We start from the raw sequence: 20,650 nt of genomic DNA on the forward strand, positions 1-20,650 counted from the left end.
CGTCCCTACTTCACAACGGCGGCGGCGAGCTTGGACAGCGGCTCGGCGAGCGCGTTCACGTTGTCCGACAGCTCCTTGCGCTGATCCTTGGTGACCTTGTCATATGAGACGAAGTCGTACTGCGCCGGGTCCGTGCGGTACTTGTCGAGCAGCGTGTTCAGTGCGGAGAACTGCTTGTCGAGCTCGGTGGTCAGTGCGGCGTCGTTCGTCGAGGCGACCGGCTTCAGCAGCTCGTAGGCCTTCTGTGCGCCCTCGACGTTGGCCTTGAAGTCGACGAGGTCGGTGTGCGAGTAGCGGTCCTCCTCGCCCGTGACCTTGCCGGTGGCGACCTCGTCGAGCAGCTCCTTGGCGCCGTTGGCCATGGAGGTCGGCGTGATCTCGGCCTTGCCCACCCGCTGCTGCCAGTCCTTCAGGTCGGTCACCAGCTGGTCGGCGAGCGTCTTCTCCTCGTCACCGATCTTCTTGTCCTCCCAGAGGGCCTTCTCCAGGCGGTGCCAGCCGGTCCACTTCTGGCCCTGCTCCAGGCCGTCGGCGCGGGTGTCGACCTTCGGGTCGATGTCACCGAAGGACTCGGCGACCGGCTCGGTGCGCTCCCACCCGATGCGGGAGGTCGCATAGGCCTTCTTGGCGGCCTCGAGGTCGCCGTCCTTGACGGCCTTGGCGAAGGTCTCGACCCGCGGCAGCGTCTCGTCGGCCTGGTCCTGGGCGTACTGGCGGTACTCGGCGACGGCCTGGTCCAGCTTCGGGTTCCGCTTGGCGGCCGAGCCGCCGGTGACCGTGAGCTGCTGGCGTACGCCGTGGCCCTTCATGCCCGGGCGGCAGGCGATCTCGTACGAACCGGCCTTGACCTCGGCCGTCAGCGTGTACTTGGTGCCCGGTCCGATGTTCTCCTTCTCCGAGACGATCCGGTCGTCCGGGAAGAGGATCTCGACCTCGGTGGCCTTGGAGCCCTTGTTCTCGATCTGCAGGGTGACCTGGCCCGCCGGAATCGACTTGGCGGAGGTGTCGCACGTGGAGTCGGCGGCGGTCACCTGGATCGCGTCGCCGTCCTTGGCGTCGCTCTTCGCCGTGCAGGCCGTGATGGCGGTCAGAGCGGCCACCGTGGCGGCGGCGGTGACGGTGAGTCGGACGGCTCGCATACGGGCTCCAAGCGGAAACGGTGTGGTGAGGCTGACCTAAGTTACCTGAGCCTTACCTCACCTGCACCCACCCGGGTGGCAATTCGAGCCTCACGAAAAGATCACAGAAACGGCTTGATCACGACGACTCAAAACGAACCCCAAGAACTGGTCAAGAAGAACCCAACGGCGGGTGGCCCGGGGCCCGGGGCCCGGGTAAACGGTTTTCGCGGCGCGGCCGCACCCGCTCCTGGCCGTTGTCCGGTGGGGCCGGGGCCTGGGACGTGTTCGCCCGGCGCGCGATGTTTGAATGCCCGCGTGACTGACTACGACGTGCTGCGCGTCTTCTGCGGGCCGGACGGCGGCCACGGCAACGAACTCGCCGTCGTCCGCGACGGTTCGACGGTTCCCGACCGGGGTGACCGCCAGGCGCTCGCCGCCAAGATCGGCTTCAGCGAGACCGTGTTCGTCGACGACCCCGAGCGGGGTGCCATCGACATCTACACGCCCACGCTGCGGCTGCCGTTCGCCGGGCACCCCTGCGTCGGCACGGCCTGGCTGCTCGACGTGCCCGAACTCGTCACACCGGCGGGGGTGGTGGGGGCCCGAACGGACGGCGAGTTCAGCTGGATCGAGGCCCGCCCGGAGTGGGCGCCGCCGCGCACGCTGCGCCGGCACGCGACCGCGAGCGAGGTGGACGCACTCGCGGTGCCGCCGCCGGGGGAGTGGATCTACGCCTGGGCGTGGGAGGACGAGGCGGCGGGCCGTGTGCGCGCCCGGGCCTTCCCCGGCCGGGACGACGGCATCGACGAGGACGAGGCGACCGGCGCGGCGGCGCTGCTCCTCACCGATCGTCTCGGCCGAGCGCTCAACATCCGCCAGGGGACGGGCTCCCAGATCCTGACGGCACCGCAGCCCGAGGGATGGGTGGAGGTCGGCGGCCGGGTGTTCCTGGAGCGCTGACCGTCCCGGCCGCGGACGGTGCCGACCGCCCAAGCCGCCGGGCCCGCGGGGGCGACCCCGCGGGCCCACGGGCGGCGGTGCCCCCGTGCCCCAGTGCCCGCGGATCAGTCGCCGAGTGTCCGTGCGGAGACCTCCCACAGACGCGCCGCGGCGTCCGGGTCCAGGGCGTGCGGCGCCACCCCCGAGGGCTCGCCGGAGCGGCCGGCGAGCGCCGGGTCGAGGGGGAGTGCCTCGTTGCAGTTCTCGAAGTAGCGCCCGGTGACCCCCTCGACCAGGGGAGACGCCGCGAGCAGGACGGAGGTGGCTGCGCCCTGCCGGGCGGTGCGCCACGGGTAGGAGTCGAAGATCTCCCTGACCTCCGGGGACATCGCGGCGCCCTCCTGGTGGCGCTGGAGCGCGGTGCGGATGCCGCCCGGCATCAGCGCGTTCGCCGTGATCCCGTCGTCCGCCCAGCGTCGGCCCGCCTCCACGGCGAACAGGACGCCGGCGGTCTTGGACTGCCCGTAGGCCAGCCAGGGGTCGTAGGCGCGGTGCTCGAAGTGGATGTCGTCGAAGACGACGGGCGAGCGGTGGTGGGCGTTCGAACTGACCGAGACGATCCGCGCTCCCTGCGCGGCCAGCGCGGGGTGCAGGGACCGGGCCAGTTCGAAGTGGCCGAGGTGGTTGGTGGCGAACTGCAGCTCCCAGCCCTCACGGGTGCGGCGCAGCTCGGGTACCGCCATCACACCGGCGTTGTTGACGAGGATGTGCAGCGGACCGGTCCAGGCACGGGCGAAGGCGGCGACGGAGGCGCGGTCCGTCAGCTCCAGCGGGGCGACGTCCACCCGGGCTCCGCCGCCGTCCGCCGCGATCTCGTCGGCGACCTTCCGCCCGGCGGAGGTGTCCCGTACGGCGAGGGTCACCTCGGCGCCCGCCCGGGCCAGCGAGCGGGCGGTCTCGATGCCGATGCCGGAGGCGCCGCCGGTGACGACCGCGCGCCGTCCGCTCAGATCGACGCCGGCGAGGACCTCGTCGGCCGTGGTGTCACGGGTGAAGGGGGTGGTCCAGCGGGGGTGGTCGTAGGTCATGAGGGTGCCGTTCTGCGTGAGTCGTCGGTGGGCGCGCCGGGCGCGGCGGCCTCGTCACCACCGTCGACCGCCTCGGGGGCGCCGGCCAGGGCCCTGCCGACAGGGGTGCCACGGGGGCCAGGCTCGGGGTCGACGGCCCGATTACCGTGGAGGACATGAGTCCGTCCAACGAGCTGGGCGCCTATCTCCGCGCCCGCCGTGACCTCCTGCGTCCCGAGGACTTCGGTCCGGCCGACAGAAGCCGGCGCCGGGTGCCCGGGCTGCGCCGTGAGGAGGTCGCCCAGCTGGCGGGCATCTCGGCCGAGTACTACCTCCGGCTGGAGCAGGGCCGGGACCACCACCCCTCCGCCCAGGTCCTGGACGCCCTCGCCCGTGCGCTCGGCCTCGGTGCGGAGGCGACCGCGTATCTGCATCAGCTCGCCACCCCCGTGCCCCGCGGACGCCCGGGGCGCCGCCGCCCGGAGCGGGTACCGGGGGGGACCCGCCGGCTCGTGCTGTCGCTGACCGGTGTCCCGGCCCTCGTCCTCGGCCGCTACCAGGACGTCCTGCTGGCCAACGACCTGGCCACCGCGCTGTCCTCCGCCCATCGGCCGGGCGAGAACGCACTGCGCTCGGCGTTCCTCGACCCCGAGGTCCGGGCCCTTTACGGTGACGACTGGGCGAGGATCGCCGCCGGAACCGTCGCCTCGGTCCGGGCGCTCGCAGGACCCGAGAGCCGTGACGCACATCTCGCGCAGCTGGTGGGGGAGTTGTCGGTGCGCAGCGAGGAGTTCCGGCGCCTGTGGGCCCGGCACGACGTCGCCCCGCGGGCGAGCGGCTCCTCCGTCCTCCACCACCCACAGGTCGGCCCGATGGAGCTGAGCTACGAGAAGCTGGCCGTCACCGGCACCGAGGGCCAGGTGCTCGTCCTGTTCCACGCGGACCCCGGCACCGAGTCCGCCCGCTCCCTCGCTCTCCTCGTGCATCTGACGGCCGACGCGACGCCGCCGAACCCCGCACCGGAACCGCACGGAGCCCGCCGCCACTGAGCGAGCCCCCGTCGTGAACCGCCGGACCGGAGGGCGGGCCACGGCGCTGCGCCCGGGCCGGGACGGTGCACGAGTTCCTCGGGGATCCCGGATGCGCCGGGCGCCATCGGTGCTGCGCAACCGGCTGTACAGCTTCTGCTCGCCGGGAGGGCCGCCCATGTGCCAGAGCCCTGCGGCCCGTGGAACGCGCCGCGCCGGGCGTCGGGAGAACCTGCTCGTCTCCACCGCCGCCCCGGGCACCGAGGGCCACGACAAGCTGCGGCTGCTGTCCGTCATCGGTACGCAGTCGCTCCGCCGACCCCGGTCACCCCCGATCGTCGGCCACCCCGGCACGGCCTAAGCGCTCAGCGGGAACTCCTCGCCCAGAGCGCGGAAGACGGCGGTGTTGAGGGTGTACGCCCGCTTGCACTCGGCGATGATCCGCTGCTTCTCGAGTTCGTCCGCCGGGACCTCGTCCAGGAGCGTGCGGTACACCTTCCTGAACGCCGCCGGACGGGGGATCCCCTCGAAGACGTAAAAACGGACCCCATCACCCTTTCGAGTGAAACCCCATGTCTTCTCCGCCGTGTCGCGGATGATCTGGCCGCCGGCGAGGTCGCCCAGATAGCGGGTGTAGTGGTGGGCCACGTACCCGCCGGGCCATCCCTCGGCGCACTCCCGCACGCGCCCCGCGTACGTCCGGGTCTCCGGCAGTGGGTTGAGGCTCGCCCGCCAGCCGGGCCCGCGCAGATGGGCGAGGTCCCGTTCCAGTGCGGCCCGCCGGAACAGCTCCGGTCGTACGAAGGGGCCCGCCACCGGGTCGCCCGCCAGCCGGTCGGCCCCGGCCTCCAGGGCCCCGTACACGAACCACAGCTGCTCGGTGTACCGCGTGTACGCCTCGACCCCGAGCCGGCCGCCGAGCAGGTCGGTGATGAACGCCGAGGTGTTCGCCTCGTGGTGCTGCTCGAGCGAGGCGCTGCGCAGGAGCGAGGAGAACGCCGTGGGGGACGCGTCCGGCGGGGTCATGGGGCCTCCAGCAGCTTGCCGACACCTTGTCGGGAAAACCCTACCCACTGCCACGGGCGCGGCCACATGGAAGAGCCCGCTCCGTCGGGCGGAGCGGGCTCTTCCGGTGACGCTCGGTGCTCTCAGGGCAGGGTCAGGACCTCCGCCCCGGTGTCCGTGACGACCAGGGTGTGCTCGAACTGGGCGGTGCGCCTGCGGTCCTTCGTCACCACGGTCCAGCCGTCGTCCCACATGTCGTACTCGTGCGTGCCGAGCGTGAGCATGGGCTCGATGGTGAAGGTCATCCCGGGCTGCATCACGGTGGTGGCGTGCGGGCTGTCGTAGTGCGGGATGATCAGCCCGGAGTGGAACGACGAGTTGATGCCGTGTCCGGTGAAGTCCCGCACCACGCCGTATCCGAACCGCTTGGCGTACGACTCGATGACCCGCCCGATGACGTTGATCTGGCGGCCGGGCCTGACCGCCTTGATCGCGCGGTCGAGGGACTCACGGGTCCGCTCGACCAGCAGCCGGGACTCGTCGTCCACGTCGCCGACCAGGTAGGTGGCGTTGTTGTCGCCGTGCACGCCGCCGATGTACGCCGTCACGTCGAGATTGATGATGTCGCCGTCGCGCAGGACGGTGGAGTCCGGGATGCCGTGGCAGATGACCTCGTTGAGCGAGGTGCACAGCGACTTGGGGAAGCCGCGGTAGCCCAGCGTCGACGGATAGGCGCCGTGGTCGCACATGTAAGCGTGCGCGACCCGGTCCAGCTCGTCCGTGGTGACTCCCGGGGCGATGATCTTCGCGGCCTCGGCCATCGCCTGCGCCGCGATCCGGCCGGCGACGCGCATCGCCTCTACCGTCTCGGGCGTCTGCACCTCGGGACCGTTGTACGGGGTCGGCGAGGGTTTGCCGACGTACTCCGGGCGGCGGATGTTTCCGGGGACGGAACGGGTGGGAGACAGCTCTCCTGGTACGAGCAGCGACTGGCCAGACATGCCAGCGAGTCTAACCAGCGGCTGTGCGGGAACATGGCCCTGGTGAAAGGAGCTCCTGCGATGGCGCTGTTCAAGAAGCGGACGGCCGGGAAGCCGGGCGAGTGGTACTACTGCCTGGCCCACCACAAGGTCGAGGAGGGACCCGAGTGCCCCGCGAAGGACCGCTTCGGGCCGTACACGTCCCGTGAGGAGGCGGAGCACGCGATGGAGATCGCGCGCGAGCGGAACGAGGAGTGGGAGACGGATCCCCGCTGGCACGACACACCCGCGGCGGAGCGGGACGAAGACTGAGACGACCGAGCGGTCGGGGCGGACGGGGGCGGGGTCCTCAGCCCGCCGTCCCCGTCCGCTCGGCCCTCAGCCGCAGCGCGTGCTCGTTCGTACGGACGTCGTAGCGCATCAGGCCGGGAAGGCACAGGGCCAGCAAGGCCACCGCGCCCGTGCAGAGCAGGCCGCCCGCCCAGACCGACATGCGCACGCCTCGCCAGGCGGCCATGCCGCCGGCACGGACCTGGCCCAACTGCGGGCCCACCGAGTACGACAGCAGCTCGATGCCGGCCAGGCGGCCGCGCAGCTCGTCGGGGATCGTCTGGTTCCACATCGCTCCCCGGAAGATCCCGCTGACCATGTCGAAACCGCCCGCCAGGGCCAGGAACAGCAGTACCAGCCAGACGTTCCGCATGAGGCCCGCCGCCGCGATCGCGAGCCCCCATCCGGCCGCCGCGAGGACCACCATCCGGCCGTGCCGGTGGATCCGCGACGTCCAGCCGCCGGTCAGCGACACCAGCAGCGATCCGGCCGGCACGGCCGCGTACATCAGCCCCAGCGACCACTCGGCGCGCAGTTCGTCCGCGAGGAACGGCAGTACCGCCAGCGGCATCGCGAAGAACATCGCGGCGAGGTCGATGACGTACGTCCCGAGGAGCTCCTTGCGGTTCCACGCGTAGCGCGCGCCCTGCGCGATGGACCGCAGCGAGGGTTTCGCCGCCTCGTGGGCGGCGGGTGACGCGGCCAGCCGCAGGCACAGGACGACCGACACCACGAAGGTCAGGACGTCGGCCCCGTACGCCGCACCGAGTCCGGCGAAGGCGACCACCACGCCGGCCAGCGCCGGGCCCGCGACCCCGCCGACCGTCCAGCGCAGCGAATTGAGCGAGGCGGCGGCCGGGAGGTGCTCGTGCGCGACGATGCGCGGGATGAGCGAGTCCAGTGCCGGTCGCTGGAGGGCGCCGAGGGCGGAGGCGAGGGCCGCGACGAGGTACAGCGGCCAGACGGCGGGCTGCGGCAGCAGGGCGTTCACCAGCAGCACCGCGGACAGCAGCCCCTGCCCCGCCTCGGTGGACAGGATCAGCTTCCGCTTGTCATGGGCGTCCGCGAGCGCGCCGCCGTACAGACCGAAGACGATCAGCGGCACGAGCTCCACGGCACCGATCGCGCCCACGGCCGCCGCCGAGCCGGTGAGGTCCTTCACCTGCACCGGCACCGCGACGAAGGTGAGGAAGGTGCCGAAGTTGCTGATCAGCCCGGACAGCCACAACCTGCGGAAGTCCGCCGACGCGTGCCACGGCGCGAGATCGGGGAGCAGCGAGCGCGACCTCGGGGAGCGGCGGGCCGAGGGGCCGGCGGTCGTGTCCTCGGCGGCCGTGGGCGGTGCGGGGGGAGCGTGGGTGTCGTCGGTCACGACGGGTCATGCTCAGCGGACCCGGCGCCCGGGGCAACCGGTTTTCCCGGCGGTCACCACCGTGGTGGCGGTGGCGACGTCAGCTGATCGGCCAGGCGGGACAGGCGGTCGCGCAGACGCCGGCGTCCGCGGGGGGCCGGCAGCGAGTTCTCCCCGGCCGCGGCGCTCACCAGGTGCTGCACCGTGTCCAGGTCGAGGTCCGTGTCCTGCGGCACCGTCAGCGACTCGTGCGCCATGGCCGCGAGGTCGCGGTCCCCGGTGTTCAGCGCAAGGACCGTCGCCCCGGCCCGCCGTGCGTCGTGGACCCGCTCCAGAAGCCCGGCTCCCGCGGCGGCGGGCGACACCACCAGCAGCGTCTCCCCGCGCCGTGCCGCCGACAGCCGTCCCGGGCCGACGGCCAGATGCGCCGGATCCGTGGCCCGCGCGGCGTGCCGTACCAGCGTCGGGGACAGCTCCGGCGTCCCCGACCAGGCCGCCTCGTCGACCAGATGGGCCGCCAGATGCCAGGGCTCGTACTCCTCGGTGCCCACGAGCAGCAGCCCGCCCCCGTACGACACCACGGATCCGCGCAGGGCCCCCGCGAACTGCCGCGTGGCTTCAGGCCACTCGGTCCCGGCGAGCACTTCCCGCAGCAACGCGACCCGTACGGCGTCCATACGGAGGCATCCTGCCGCAACCGGCGACTCGTGACCCGGAGTTCACTCCGAATTCGCCCGACCCGGGCAAGGGGCCCAGCCATCGGGCACAGGGCCCGGCGGACGAACCATGACAAACCGGCCGAGGAGCTGCCATGACCGAAGCCTCCGTTCCCTTCCGCGCGGGCCGTGAGGGCTACGCCAGCTACCGGATCCCGGCCGTCGTCGCCACGGGAGCCGGCACCCTTCTCGCGTTCTGCGAGGGACGGATGGACTCCGCCGCCGACCACGGGCACATCGACATCGTGCTGCGGCGGTCCACGGACGGCGGCCGCACCTGGGGCCCGCTGCTCACCGTCGCCCGCAACGGCGCCGGCCTCGCGGGCAACCCCGCCCCGGTCGTCCTGGACACCGGTCGCGTCCTGCTCGTCCACGTCCGCGCGGCCGGCGGGGCGACCGAGGACGCCATCATGCGCGGACAGGTCGGCCCCGAGGACGGGCGCCGCGTCTGGGTGCAGCACAGCGACGACGACGGGGTCGGCTGGTCCGCGCCGCGCGAGATCACCACGCAGGTGAAGCGGGAGGACTGGCGGTGGTACGCCACCACCCCCGGTCACGGCCTCCTGCTGGGCACCGGCCGGATCGTCGTCCCCGGCAACCACAGCCTCCCGCCCTCGGGCACCGACGCCGGCACCGAGCCGAAGTACTACACCGGCCACTGCCTGCTCAGCGACGACCGCGGCGAGAACTGGTACCTCGGCTACGTCGACGAGAACACGGACGGCTACATCAACGTGAACGAGACGTCCGCCGCCGAACTCCCCGACGGACGCGTCTACTTCAACACCCGCACCGACTCCCGGTCGCCGGGCCACCGCGCCGACGCCCACTCGGAGGACGGCGGCCGGACCCTGGTCAAGCCCTTCCGCCCGCAGGCCGGGCTCGTCACCCCCGTCTGCCAGGGCAGCGTCCTCCAGCTCCGCGACCCCGACCTGCTGCTCTTCTCCGGCCCCGCGGACCCCGCCGGCCGGGCCCTGATGGCCGTGCGCGTCTCCACCGACGCCGGGGTCACCTGGCGGCCCGCGTACACCGTCGACGGGCTGCCGGCCGGCTACGGCGACCTCGTCCGCGTCGATGCCGACACCGTCGGCCTGCTCTACGAGACGGGCGACTTCGGCGCGTACGAGACGATCACCTTCCGCCGTGTCCCGGTGGCCGCTCTCGCCTGAGCGGCGGGTGGGGCGGCCGCGCACGTAGAGTCGGCCCATGACCTCTACCGACAGTGCAGCCAAGGCCCCCGCCAAGGACCCCTGGGACCTTCCCGACGTCTCCGGGCTCGTCGTCGGCGTGCTCGGCGGGACCGGGCCGCAGGGCAAGGGCCTCGCCTACCGGCTCGCCAGGGCCGGCCAGCAGGTGATCATCGGGTCGCGTGCCGAGGAGCGCGCGCAGGCCGCCGCCGAGGAGATCGGCCACGGCGTCGAGGGCGCCGACAACGCCGAGGCCTCCCGGCGCAGCGACATCGTGATCGTCGCCGTGCCCTGGGAGGGCCACGGGAAGACGCTCGAGTCCCTGCGCGAGGTGCTGGCCGGCAAGCTCGTCGTCGACTGCGTCAACCCGCTCGGCTTCGACAAGAAGGGCGCGTACGCGCTCAAGCCGGAGGAGGGCAGCGCCGCCGAGCAGGCCGCCGCGCTGCTGCCGGACTCGCGGGTCACCGCCGCCTTCCACCATCTGTCCGCCGTGCTCCTGGAGGACCCCGAGGTCGAGCAGATCGACACCGACGTCATGGTCCTCGGCGAGGAGCGCGCCGATGTGGAGATCGTCCAGGCCCTCGCCGGACGCATCCCCGGCATGCGCGGGATCTTCGCGGGCCGGCTGCGCAACGCCCACCAGGTCGAGGCCCTGGTGGCGAACCTGATCTCCGTCAACCGGCGGTACAAGGCGCACGCGGGCCTGAGGGTGACCGACGTGTAGCCGGCGCAGGGGCATGGGGGACACTGGAGGCCGTACGACCGCCGTCCGTCAGGAGCCGACCCCCATGCCCCGCCTCGCCCTCTACACCCTCGCCGTGTGCATCCTGTCCGTCGCCGCGGCCGTCGTCTCCTTCGCCAAGGGCAGCTGGCTCGGGATCGTCTGGGTGCTGCTCGCGGGGCTGTCGTCCAACATGGCCTGGTACTACCTGCGGCGCGGCAGGGGCGCCCGGAGCCGCTCGGTCAGCGAGTGACCTGGCAGAAGTCGTTGGTGCCCTGCCAGAAGCGGTAGAGCTCCTGACCGCAGTAGCGGTCGAAGTCGCCGATGCCCATGCCGTTCAGGATCGAGTCGATCGCGTCGAAGAAGACGTTGTTGACCGACGGGACCCACAGCAGTGCGAACACGAACAACAGGCCGAACGGGGCGAAGGGTTCCACCTGCCGCTTGACGTTGTACGACAGCCAGGGCTCGATCACCCCGTAGCCGTCCAGGCCCGGCACCGGCAGGAAGTTCAGGATCGCGGCCGTCACCTGGAGCAGCGCGAGGAAGGCCAGGGCGAACCGGAAGTCCTGCGGCACGCCGTCCAGGGCGTGCAGCCAGAACGGTGCCGTGCACACGAGGGCGAACAGCACGTTCGCCAGTGGGCCGGCCGCGGAGATCAGGCTGTGCCGCCAGCGCCCCCGGATGCGGCCGCGCTCGATGAACACCGCACCGCCCGGCAGACCGATTCCCCCCATGATCACGAAGATCACCGGCAGCACGATGCTCAGCAGGGCGTGCGTGTACTTCAGCGGGTTGAGCGTGAGATAGCCCTTCGCGCCGACCGAGATGTCGCCGCTGTGCAGGGCGGTGCGGGCGTGCGCGTACTCGTGCAGGCACAGCGACACGATCCAGGCGGCCGTCACGAACAGGAAGACGGCCACCCCGGGCTGCTCGGCGAAGCCGCTCCAGGTGGCCCATCCGGTGACCGCCGTCACGGCCAGGATCCCGACGAAGACGGGGCTGACCCTTCGGTCGCTGTGGCGGGTTGCGGCGGTGGTCATGGGACTCCTGGGTGCGTCAGTGACAGCGGTGGCGCGTCGACCGTACCGGTGACAGGGGAGAAACGTCTTGTGGCCTGCTCCGGGTTCCTGCCCGAGGACGGACTGTCGTCGAGCCGGCGGTCACGACGAGCGCCGACGACCGGGTCGAGTCCGCGCACGGCGTCGTGGATCTGCGCGGGAGTGCGCGCGTTCCCGGCCCACAAGGAGCCCACCCGTCCTGGAGCCCGTTCCACGCGGGTTCGAAACCCGGAGGCGGCCCGCCGCCGGCCCCGGAGACAATGGACCCCGTGCGCTATCGCATTCTCGGCACCACCCAGGCACTCCGCGCCGACGGCAGCCCCGTCCCGGTCGGCGGAGCACGGCTGCGTGCACTGCTGACCGTTCTCGCCCTGCGACCCGGCCGGGCCGCACCCGCCGCCCTCCTCGTCGACGAGGTGTGGGACGACGATCCGCCCGCCGATGCCGCCGGCGCCCTGCAGGCGCTGGTGGGGCGGCTGCGGCGGACGCTCGGAGCGGACACGGTGGAGTCGGTGGACGGCGGCTACCGGCTGGCCGCCGCTCCGGACGACGTCGACCTGCACCGCTTCGAGCGGCTCGCCACGGAGGGCACGGCCGCCCTGGCCGACGGCGACCCCGCGAAGGCGGCGGCCGTCCTCGACGACGCCCTCGCCCTGTGGCACGGGCCCGCCCTCGCCGACCTCCCGGACCGCACGGCCGAGGCGGCCCGCTGGGAGACCCGCCGCCTCGATGTGCGCCGCGCCCGCCTGACCGCGGCCCTCGCCCTCGGGCACGGCGAGCAGTACCTGCCCGAGCTGACCGCCCTGTGCGACATCCACCCCCTGGACGAGCCGCTCCAGGTGCTGCGTCTGCGCGCCCTGCGCGACGCGGGCCGCCCGGCGGAGGCCCTGGCCGCCTACGAGGACGTACGGCAGCTGCTCGCGGACCGGCTGGGCTCCGACCCGGGGCCGGAACTGCGGTCCCTGCACGGGGACTTGCTGCGGGCCCCGGACCCGGAGCCGTCCTACGCCCCGCCGCATCCCCGAGCGCCCGCACCCGCGGGTGTCCTCCCGGCACCCGCGCCCCCCGGCAACCTCCGCGCCCGCCTCACCTCCTTCGTCGGGCGGGACGCGGACATCAACACCCTGCGCGCCGACCTCGGCGCCGCCCGGCTCGTCACGCTGCTCGGGCCCGGCGGAGCCGGGAAGACCCGGCTGTCGCAGGAGGCCGCCGAGGCGGTGACCCATCTGGCGCCGGACGGGGTGTGGCTGGCGGAGCTCGCGCCGGTGGACGACCCCCAAGCCGTGCCGGAGGCCGTGCTCACCGCGGTCGGGGCGCGCGAGACGGTGCTGCGCGGCGCCGGTGCCGAGGAGATGCGCGCCGTCGCCGAACGCCACGACGATCCCCTCGTCCGGCTCGCCGAGCACTGCGCGCGGCGGCGCATGCTGCTCATCCTCGACAACTGCGAGCACGTGGTGGACGCCGCCGCCCGGCTCGTCGAGCACCTCCTCCAGCACTGCCCGGGGCTGACGGTCCTCGCCACCAGCCGGGAACCCCTCGGCGTGCCGGGGGAGTCGCTGCGGCCGGTCGAACCGCTGCCGCAGCCCTACGCGCTGAAGCTGCTCGCCGACCGGGGCGCCGCCGCCCGGCCGGACTTCCGTGTCGAGGACGACCCCGAGGCCACGGCCGAGATCTGCCGGCGCCTGGACGGCCTGCCGCTCGCCATCGAACTGGCGGCCGCCCGGCTGCGGATGCTGTCGCCGCGTCAGATCGCCGACCGGCTCGACGACCGTTTCCGGCTGCTCACCTCCGGCAGCCGCACCGTGCTGCCGCGGCAGCAGACCCTGCGGGCCGTCGTCGACTGGTCCTGGGATCTCCTCGACTCGGACGAGCGCACGGTGCTGCGCCGGCTGTCCGTCTTCTCCGGCGGCTGCGACCTCACCGCGGCCGAGGCCGTGTGCGGGCCCGCCGCTCTGGAGGTGCTCGGCTCCCTCGTCGACAAGTCCCTGGTGGTGGCCGCGCCCTCGGGCGCCGGGGAGATGCGGTACCGGCTGCTGGAGACCGTCGCCGAGTACGCGGGCGAGCGGCTCGACGAGTCCGGCGAGCGGGCCGATGCCGAGCGCGCCCATCTCACGTACTACCGCGAACTGGCCCGCACCACCGATCCGCTGCTGCGCGCGGCCGGCCAGCGCACCGCGGTCGAGCGGCTGGAGCTGGAGTACGAGAACCTGCGCACCGCCCTGCGCCGCGCCGTCGCGACCCGCGACGAGCACGAGGCGCTCTGCCTGCTCCTGTCCCTGTCCTGGTACTGGCAGATGCACGATCAGCGCACCGAGGCCCGCACCTGGTCCACCGCCGTCATCGCCATGGGCCCCGACCCCTTCACGGCGCCCGCGCGCCCAGTGCCCGACATCGCCGAGACGTGCACCGACAACCCGCCGCCCATGCGCCCGGAGATCCTGGCGGAGGCCCGGCGCGGCGCCCATCTCGTCCACCTCGCCTGCATGGACATGGACCACAGGGCGTGGGAGACGACGGAGGCGAAGGAGAAGCTGAGAGTCATCAGCGAGACCTACCGGCCGGGCCAGCCGCAGACCTGCCGGATGCCCGGATTCCTCTGGTTCTTCGCCGTCCTGTTCACCGCCGACCTCGAGCGTATGCGGGAGGTCATCGACGAGTCCGTGCGCACCTGCCGCGAGCTCGGCTACACCTGGGAGCTGGGCCAGACCCTCCAGATGCGGGCCAACGTCCTCGCCAACCGCAGTACCTGGGCGGGGGACGCGACCCGGGACGCCGACGAGGCACTGGAGATCTTCCGCCGGATCGACGACGCCTGGGGTGCCGCCGAGGCGCTGTCCGCCCGCGGTGAGGCCCACGAGCGACGCGGCGACTTCCTGCTCGCCGCCGCCGACTTCGAGGCCGCCCGGGCATACGCCGAACAGCTCGGCGCCCACTCCCAGATGGCCGTGCTCGACGCCCGTCTCGGCAGCGTGCTGCTGGACGCGGGGGAGACCGAGCGGGGCGAGCGGCTGCTGCGCCGGGTCGTCGAGGACGGCCACGGCTCGAACAACGACGCCATGCCCGCCGCCCGGCTCTTTCTGACGATGTGGCTCGGCCGCACCGCGCGGGTCACCGAGGCCCGCGAGCAACTCGAGCTGCTGCGCCGGGACTTCGGCGCCGTCACCTTCGTGGTCTTCGACAGCATCGTGCTCGGCCTGGAGGCCTGGCTGGACACGGTCGAGGAGCGTTACGAGGACGCCGCGGGCAAGGTGCGCACCGCCCTCGAGCGGGCCTCGGACCGGATGACCCGGGTGGTCGCGCCGCACCTCCCGTCCGTGCATCTGTGCATCGCGGCGATCGTGCTCACCGAAGTCGACGGCGGGACCCGCGCCCTGGACGCGGCCCGGTGCCTGGGCGCCGCCGACCGGCTGCTGCCCCCCGGTCACTTCCGGGCCCCGTCGGAGCGTGAGATCCGCGCCGAGGCGGAGGCGCGCGTCCGGGCGCTGCTGGGCGACACGGCGTACGAGGCCGCATACACGGAGGGCAACGGCCTCCCCTACGAGGAGGCCGTCACCCTGGTGTGACGCGGTCCTGCCGTCGTGGCCCGGACGTCAGGCCTTGGTGGTGAACTTGCGGATGGCGATCGGGGCCATGACCGCCGTCAGGACGACCGACCACAGCACCGTCACCATCACGTCGTGGCCGATGGGCTGTCCACCGTTCATCAGGCCCCGGGCGGCGTCCGCAAGCGACGACAGCGGGTTGTAGTCGGTGAAGGCCTGGAGCCAGCCGGGCATGGTGTCCGTGGGCGCGAAGATGGACGATCCGAACTGCAGCGGCATCAGCACGAGGAACCCCATCGCTTGGATGGCCTGGGCGTTCTTCATCACGACGCCCATGGTGAGGAAGATCCACATGATGCCGAAGCCGAACACCATCGACAGACCGATGGCGGCGAACAGCCCCGGCACGTTCGCCACGGACAGGCCGAGAACGAAACCGACCGTGAGGAGCACCGCGGTGGCGACCAGCATGCGGCCGATCTCCACCGTGATCTTGGCGATCAGTACGGAGAAGCGGGCGATCGGCAGGGACCGGAAGCGGTCCATCACGCCCGTCTGGAAGTCCTGGTTGAAGCCGGTCCCGACCCCCATGGCGATGTTCATGCCCATCATCGCCATCAGGCCGGGGACCACGTAGTTGACGTAGGCGTCACGGTTCTGGGTTCCCGCGATCGCGCCGCCGAAGACGAACACGAACAGCAGGGTGAAGACGATCGGCATCAGCACCGCGTCGAACATCGACTCCGGGTCCTGCCGGATCCACAGCAGGTTGCGGCGGACCAGGGCGCCGATGTGGCGGAGGTTGGCGCGCAGCCCGATCCGGCCCTCGGAGACCTGGGCGGCGGGGGCGGTCAGGGTGGCGGAGCTCATACGGCGACCTCTTCAAGGGCGTTGGACGCGTCCTGCGGGGCACTGGCCTTGTGGCCGGTGAGCGACAGGAACACCTCGTCCAGGCTGGGCAGTTCGGTGGTGATGCCGGCGAGCGTGATGCCGCGGGCGGTGACCGCGCCGACGACCGCGGTCAGCTGTTCGTCGCTGAGGACGGGGACGAGGACGGTGCCGCTCTCGGTGTCCACGGTCGCGCTGCCGGGACCGGTGAGGCCGAACTCGTCGAGCGCCGCGGCGGTCGGGTGCAGTTCGCGGGGGTCGGCCGGGCGGATGCGCAGCGTACGGCCGCCGACCCGGGCCTTCAGCTCGTCGATGCGGCCGCCGGCGATGACCTTGCCGCGGTCCATGACGGTCAGCTCGGAGGCCAGTTGCTCGGCCTCCTCCATGTACTGGGTGGTGAGCAGCACGGTCGCGCCCTCGGCGACCATCCGCTTGACCTCGGTCCACACCTCGTTGCGGGTGCGCGGGTCGAGACCGGTGGTCGGCTCGTCGAGGTAGAGGACGGCCGGGTGGCCGATCATGGAGGCGGCGAGGTCCAGCCGGCGCCGCATACCGCCGGAGTACGTGGAGGCCGGGCGCTTGGCCGCCTCCGTGAGGGAGAACCGCTCCAGGAGGCCGTCGGCCCGGGCCCGGGCCTCCTTGCGGGGCAGGTCGAGGAGCCGGCCGATCATGTACAGGTTCTCGAAGCCGGAGAGCTTCTCGTCGACCGAGGCGTACTGGCCGGTGAGGCCGATCACGCGCCGCGTCTGCCGCGGCTGCCGGACGACGTCGAAACCGGCGACCGTGGCGTGGCCGGAGTCGGGGGTGATGAGGGTGGACAGGCAGCGGACCAGGGTGGTCTTGCCCGCGCCGTTCGGACCGAGCACGCCGAGGACGGTGCCCTCGCGCACATCGAGATCGACACCGTCCAGTGCCCTGGTCTCGCCGTAGTGCTTGACCAGCCCCCGTACGGTGACGGCCGCGTCCGGTGCGGCGTCGCTGGGCTTGTTGTCGATTCGTGTCATGCGGACCACGGTGCCAGCAGGCACCGACAAACCGCCTACAGGCCGCCGACAGCCGCCGCCGCTTCGCCCACAGGACGCCGACAGCCCGCCGACGGGGGAAGATCGGCGGGCTGTCGGGCGCCCCGTGAAGGGCGCGGGAACTGCGTGACCGGCCTGAGAACGGTCCGCAGCAGGTCGATCACCGCACCGGGCGGTGTCTCAGTGCACCGAGTGCTCGTCGAGCGGGAACGTTCCGCCCGTGACGTCCTCCGCGAACGCCTTCGCCGCGTCGCCCATCACCCGGCGCAGGTCCGCGTACTGCTTCACGAACTTCGGCACCCGCCCGCCGGTCAGTCCCAGCATGTCGGTCCACACCAGCACCTGTGCGTCGGTGTCGGGTCCGGCCCCGATGCCGACCGTCGGGATGTGCAGCACACGGGTGACCTCCGCGGCCAGCTCCGCCGGAACCAGCTCGAGCACGACGGCGAACGCACCGGCGTCCTGCACCGCCTTGGCGTCCCGCATCAGCTGTGCGGCGGCCTCCTCGCCGCGGCCCTGCACCCGGTAGCCCATCGCGTTGACGGACTGCGGGGTCAGCCCGATGTGCGCCATGACGGGGATGCCGGACTGCACGAGCAGTTCGATCTGGCCGTGCGAACGCTCGCCGCCCTCCAGCTTCACCGCGCCGACCCCGGCCTCCTTCACCAGGCGGGTGGCCGAGCGCAGCGCCTGCACCGGGCCCTCCTGGTACGAGCCGAAGGGCAGGTCGCCGACGATCAGGGCGCGCTTGGTGCCCCGTACCACCGCGGCCGACAGCATGGTCATCTCGTCGAGGGTGACGGGGACCGTCGTCTCGTACCCGAGGTGGCAGTTGCCCGCGGAGTCGCCGACGAGCATCACGGGGATACCGGCCTCGTCGAACACCGACGCCGTCATCGCGTCGTAGGCGGTGAGCATGGGCCACTTCTCGCCGCGCTCCTTGGCGGCGGAGATGTCTCGGACAGTGATGCGGCGGGTGCTCTTTCCTCCGTACAGCGCCTTGCTGCTGTCGGAGGGTTTGAGCGCACCCTGAGGGGGCTGCCCCTGGGCAGCCGTGAGCTGCGTCATCGCAACGCTCCTTCTGTCATCTCGAGGCGCCCTGACGGCGTCCCCGGACCACCCCCATGGTGGCACCTCGTGCCACGCCCGGCTAGTGCGGGGCGCGCGAGGTGGCTCACCCCCTCACGGCGCCGGACGGGCCCGCCGGCAGACGGCGTCCGCGTCCCGGGAGGGCCCGTCCGGCGCCCGGAACGCGGGGTGTGCGTGGGGTGCGGGAGGGGGTGCTGAGACCTGGGACCTAGGTCTCTTTTTAAGGTTTCCGTAAAGGCTTTAGATACGAGACCGTTCCGTATCGAAATTCCCCTACGCTCTGTGCCATGACTACCCCTGCTGCCCCTGCGGAACGGCGTGTGCCCGAGGCGGTGCACCGCCGCCGGTGGGCGATCCTCGGCGTGCTGATGCTCAGCCTGCTCATCGTGGTGCTCGACAACTCCATCCTGAACGTCGCCATCAAGACGATCTCCACTCCGGCGCCGACCGGTCTGGGCGCCACCCAGAGCGAGCTCGAGTGGGCCATCAACGCCTACACCCTGGTCTTCGCCGGGCTGCTGTTCACCGCGGGTCTGCTGGGTGACCGCCTGGGGCGCAAGAAGATGCTGCTGGCCGGTCTGGCCGTGTTCGGTGCGGGCTCGGCGCTCGCCGCCGAGTCCGGTTCACCCGCTCAGCTCATCGTCTTCCGTGCGCTCATGGGCCTCGGCGCGGCCTTCGTCATGCCCGCCACGCTCGCCGTTCTCATGAACGTGTTCGAGCGCGACGAGCAGCCCAAGGCCATCGGCATCTGGGCGGGCGGTGTCGGCCTCGCCATCGCGATCGGCCCGATCACCGGTGGTCTGCTCCTCGCCCACTTCTGGTGGGGCTCCGTCTTCCTCATCAACGTGCCGATCGTGGTCATCGCCCTGGCCCTGATGATCTGGCTGGTCCCCGACTCCCGCGACCCCAACCCCGGCCGCATCGACCCGGTGGGCGTCGTCCTGTCCGTCGTCGGCCTGGTCCTGCTCGTCTACGGCATCATCAAGGGCGGCCAGCTCGCCGACTTCACCGACGTCACGGTGCTCGCGACCATAGCCGCCGGTGTCGCCGTCCTCGCGCTCTTCGTGGTCTTCGAGAAGCGCAGCAACCACCCGTCCATAGACGTCACCTACTTCAAGAACAAGGTCTTCTCCGCCGCCATCGCGGCGATCGCGCTGGTCTTCTTCGCCCTGATGGGCGTGACCTTCTTCTCCGTCTTCTACACCCAGAGCGTGCGGGGCTACTCGCCGCTGCAGACGGGCCTGCTGATGCTGCCGCTGGCCGCCGCGCAGATGATCTTCGCGCCGCGCGCCCGGCTGCTGGTCGACCGGTTCGGCAACAGGGCCACCACCACGGGCGGCATGGTGATCATCGCCGCGATGCTGGCCGCGTTCGCCACCCTGCAGGCGGACACGCCGATCTGGATCCTCGAGGTCATCTTCTTCCTCATGGGCACCGGCATGGCGCACATCATGACGCCGACCAGCGTCGTCATCATGCAGGCGCTGCCCCGCGAGAAGGCGGGCTCCGCGTCCGCGCTCAGCAACACCTTCCGCCAGGTCGGCGGTGCGCTCGGCATCGCGGTCCTCGGCTCGGTCCTGTCGGCCACGTACCGCGACGGGATCCAGGACAAGCTCGCCCTCGTCCCGGCGGGCATCCGGCACACCGCGGGCGAGTCGATCGAGGCGACGCTCGGAGTCGCCGCGAAGCTCGGCCCCAACGGCAAGGCCCTCGTCTCGCCGGCCAACGACGCGTTCCTGCACGCGATGCACGTGACGGCCCTGTGCGGCGCGGGCGTGGCGGTGCTCGGCGTGATCGTCGTGGCCCTGTTCCTGCCCGGCAAGGCGCCCGTGCCGCAGAGCGGCAAGGAGGAGCCGGAGCTGGTGGCGGCCGACCACTGACGGCACGTCATGACCGGGCACTCGGAGAGCCGAGTGCCCGATCATGCGTACAACGGGGAGAATCATCCCAGCGCAGCAAGGACGGAGCCGAACGTGAGCCTCGCGGAGAGCCGGACCCAGCAGGACTGCCCCGTGCGGGGGCGCCCCCGCAGCGAGGCCGTCGAACGGGCCATCGTCGAAGGGGTGATGAAGCTCATCGAGGAGGGCGTACCCCTCGCGGACCTCTCCATAGAGCGCATCGCCCGTACCGCCGGCGTCGGCAAGGCCACCATCTACCGTCGGTGGAGCGACAAGGAGGACCTCTTCGTCGACGTCATGCGGTCGACCGAGCCCCCGGACCCCGTGCTGCCCGGCACCTCGATGCGTGACGACCTCGTCGTGCTCCTGGAGTCCCTGCGGCAGCGCGGGCTCGCCAGTCGCTCCTCCGCGATCCTGCACAACGTGTACGCGCAGATGAAGACCAGCCCCAAGATCTGGGCCGCCTACCACGCGACCGTCGTCGCCCCGAGACGGCGGCTCGGGCTGGAGGTCCTGCGCCGCGGGCAGGCGAACGGCGAGCTGCGGGACGACCTCGACATCGAGCTGATGAACGACATCCTTGTCGGACCCATGCTCGTGCGCTCCCTGCTGCGCCCGGAGGCCAAGCTGGAGGAGGGCCTCGCCGAGCAGATAGTCGACACGGTCATGGAAGGACTACGGCCCGTCAGTTCCCCGTCGTAGTGT

The 20,650-nt window shown here is 72.0% G+C and carries 20 protein-coding genes; 10 read left to right on the plus strand and 10 right to left on the minus strand.

Annotated features, from left to right (window positions below; all coding sequences use genetic code 11):
• Positions 1-5: 5 nt before the first annotated feature.
• Positions 6-1,139, minus strand: coding sequence for an iron uptake system protein EfeO (efeO, locus tag ACSHXN_RS28735; protein WP_355132187.1), 1,134 nt, complete (start codon positions 1,137-1,139; stop codon positions 6-8).
• Positions 1,140-1,436: 297 nt separating this feature from the next.
• Between efeO and ACSHXN_RS28740 the strand changes: the two genes are divergently transcribed.
• Entirely contained in the window at positions 1,437-2,081 is a 645-nt protein-coding gene (locus tag ACSHXN_RS28740; RefSeq protein ID WP_355132188.1) for a PhzF family phenazine biosynthesis protein, read from the plus strand.
• A 104-nt stretch (positions 2,082-2,185) separates the two neighbouring features.
• Here ACSHXN_RS28740 and ACSHXN_RS28745 read toward each other — a convergent pair whose 3' ends face one another.
• Positions 2,186-3,148 carry an SDR family NAD(P)-dependent oxidoreductase gene (locus ACSHXN_RS28745; RefSeq protein WP_331267365.1) on the minus strand — a complete coding sequence of 321 codons (963 nt, stop codon included), beginning with the start codon at positions 3,146-3,148 and terminating at the stop codon, positions 2,186-2,188.
• Positions 3,149-3,303: 155 nt separating this feature from the next.
• Here ACSHXN_RS28745 and ACSHXN_RS28750 point away from each other — a divergent pair, with 155 nt between their 5' ends.
• Together ACSHXN_RS28750 and ACSHXN_RS28755 are read left to right on the plus strand one after the other, a co-directional pair.
• Entirely contained in the window at positions 3,304-4,176 is an 873-nt protein-coding gene (locus tag ACSHXN_RS28750; RefSeq protein WP_355132189.1) for a helix-turn-helix domain-containing protein, read from the plus strand.
• Positions 4,177-4,267: 91 nt separating this feature from the next.
• On the plus strand, positions 4,268-4,516 hold the full coding sequence (locus ACSHXN_RS28755; RefSeq protein ID WP_438304172.1) for a hypothetical protein: 249 nt from the start codon (positions 4,268-4,270) through the stop codon (positions 4,514-4,516).
• Here ACSHXN_RS28755 and ACSHXN_RS28760 read toward each other — a convergent pair.
• Both ACSHXN_RS28760 and map read right to left on the minus strand, forming a co-directional pair.
• The gene (locus ACSHXN_RS28760) at positions 4,513-5,181 is read right to left on the minus strand and encodes a heme oxygenase (biliverdin-producing) (protein WP_355132191.1); all 669 of its coding nucleotides are present in this window, start codon (positions 5,179-5,181) and stop codon (positions 4,513-4,515) included. The two genes, ACSHXN_RS28755 and ACSHXN_RS28760, sit on opposite strands and share 4 nt — an antisense overlap.
• 122 nt (positions 5,182-5,303) lie before the next feature.
• Entirely contained in the window at positions 5,304-6,161 is an 858-nt protein-coding gene (gene map, locus ACSHXN_RS28765; protein WP_355132192.1) for a type I methionyl aminopeptidase, read from the minus strand.
• A gap of 60 nt (positions 6,162-6,221) precedes the next feature.
• On the opposite strand from map, the gene ACSHXN_RS28770 reads away from it, so the two are divergent.
• Positions 6,222-6,452, plus strand: a complete 231-nt coding sequence (locus ACSHXN_RS28770; RefSeq protein WP_438304175.1) for a hypothetical protein — start codon at positions 6,222-6,224, stop codon at positions 6,450-6,452.
• A gap of 37 nt (positions 6,453-6,489) precedes the next feature.
• On the opposite strand, the gene ACSHXN_RS28775 is transcribed toward ACSHXN_RS28770, so the two are convergent.
• Complete coding sequence (locus ACSHXN_RS28775) at positions 6,490-7,842, minus strand: MFS transporter (protein WP_438304177.1); 1,353 nt, start codon at positions 7,840-7,842, stop codon at positions 6,490-6,492.
• Positions 7,843-7,895: 53 nt separating this feature from the next.
• The gene (locus ACSHXN_RS28780) at positions 7,896-8,498 is read right to left on the minus strand and encodes a hypothetical protein (RefSeq protein ID WP_355132193.1); all 603 of its coding nucleotides are present in this window, start codon (positions 8,496-8,498) and stop codon (positions 7,896-7,898) included.
• 134 nt (positions 8,499-8,632) lie between these two features.
• On the opposite strand from ACSHXN_RS28780, the gene ACSHXN_RS28785 reads away from it, so the two are divergent.
• Genes ACSHXN_RS28785 through ACSHXN_RS28795 form a run of 3 tightly spaced genes read left to right on the plus strand, consistent with a single transcriptional unit; the run spans position 8,633 to position 10,698 of the window.
• Positions 8,633-9,706: a sialidase family protein gene (locus ACSHXN_RS28785; protein ID WP_383356671.1), complete on the plus strand. Its 1,074-nt coding sequence runs from the start codon at positions 8,633-8,635 to the stop codon at positions 9,704-9,706.
• Positions 9,707-9,743: 37 nt separating this feature from the next.
• Positions 9,744-10,448, plus strand: a complete 705-nt coding sequence (npdG, locus tag ACSHXN_RS28790) for an NADPH-dependent F420 reductase (protein ID WP_059125972.1) — start codon at positions 9,744-9,746, stop codon at positions 10,446-10,448.
• Between the two features lie 13 nt (positions 10,449-10,461).
• Positions 10,462-10,698, plus strand: coding sequence for a hypothetical protein (locus ACSHXN_RS28795; RefSeq protein WP_355132196.1), 237 nt, complete (start codon positions 10,462-10,464; stop codon positions 10,696-10,698).
• Here ACSHXN_RS28795 and ACSHXN_RS28800 read toward each other — a convergent pair.
• Positions 10,688-11,488 (minus strand): site-2 protease family protein, encoded by an 801-nt coding sequence (locus ACSHXN_RS28800; protein WP_356110773.1) that lies wholly within the window; start codon positions 11,486-11,488, stop codon positions 10,688-10,690. The genes ACSHXN_RS28795 and ACSHXN_RS28800 overlap by 11 nt on opposite strands.
• 278 nt (positions 11,489-11,766) lie before the next feature.
• Between ACSHXN_RS28800 and ACSHXN_RS28805 the strand changes: the two genes are divergently transcribed.
• Positions 11,767-15,069 (plus strand): AfsR/SARP family transcriptional regulator, encoded by a 3,303-nt coding sequence (locus ACSHXN_RS28805; protein WP_438304181.1) that lies wholly within the window; start codon positions 11,767-11,769, stop codon positions 15,067-15,069.
• A gap of 27 nt (positions 15,070-15,096) precedes the next feature.
• On the opposite strand, the gene ACSHXN_RS28810 is transcribed toward ACSHXN_RS28805, so the two are convergent.
• The 3 genes from ACSHXN_RS28810 to panB all read right to left on the minus strand — a co-directional run bounded on the left by ACSHXN_RS28810 (position 15,097) and on the right by panB (position 18,026).
• Positions 15,097-15,918: an ABC transporter permease gene (locus ACSHXN_RS28810; RefSeq protein ID WP_355132199.1), complete on the minus strand. Its 822-nt coding sequence runs from the start codon at positions 15,916-15,918 to the stop codon at positions 15,097-15,099.
• Positions 15,915-16,940 (minus strand): ATP-binding cassette domain-containing protein, encoded by a 1,026-nt coding sequence (locus tag ACSHXN_RS28815; protein ID WP_355132200.1) that lies wholly within the window; start codon positions 16,938-16,940, stop codon positions 15,915-15,917. The genes ACSHXN_RS28810 and ACSHXN_RS28815 overlap by 4 nt, the downstream gene beginning before the upstream one ends.
• Positions 16,941-17,138: 198 nt before the next feature.
• A complete protein-coding gene (panB, locus tag ACSHXN_RS28820) occupies positions 17,139-18,026 on the minus strand; it encodes a 3-methyl-2-oxobutanoate hydroxymethyltransferase (protein WP_356110769.1) in 888 nt (295 codons plus the stop codon).
• Between the two features lie 308 nt (positions 18,027-18,334).
• Here panB and ACSHXN_RS28825 point away from each other — a divergent pair, with 308 nt between their 5' ends.
• Complete coding sequence (locus ACSHXN_RS28825) at positions 18,335-19,927, plus strand: MFS transporter (protein WP_355132202.1); 1,593 nt, start codon at positions 18,335-18,337, stop codon at positions 19,925-19,927.
• 93 nt (positions 19,928-20,020) lie between these two features.
• Positions 20,021-20,647, plus strand: a complete 627-nt coding sequence (locus tag ACSHXN_RS28830; protein ID WP_355132203.1) for a TetR/AcrR family transcriptional regulator — start codon at positions 20,021-20,023, stop codon at positions 20,645-20,647.
• The last annotated feature ends 3 nt before the right edge of the window (positions 20,648-20,650 follow it).

Source organism: Streptomyces sp. HUAS TT11 (assembly GCF_051553595.1).
Lineage (GTDB): Bacteria > Actinomycetota > Actinomycetes > Streptomycetales > Streptomycetaceae > Streptomyces.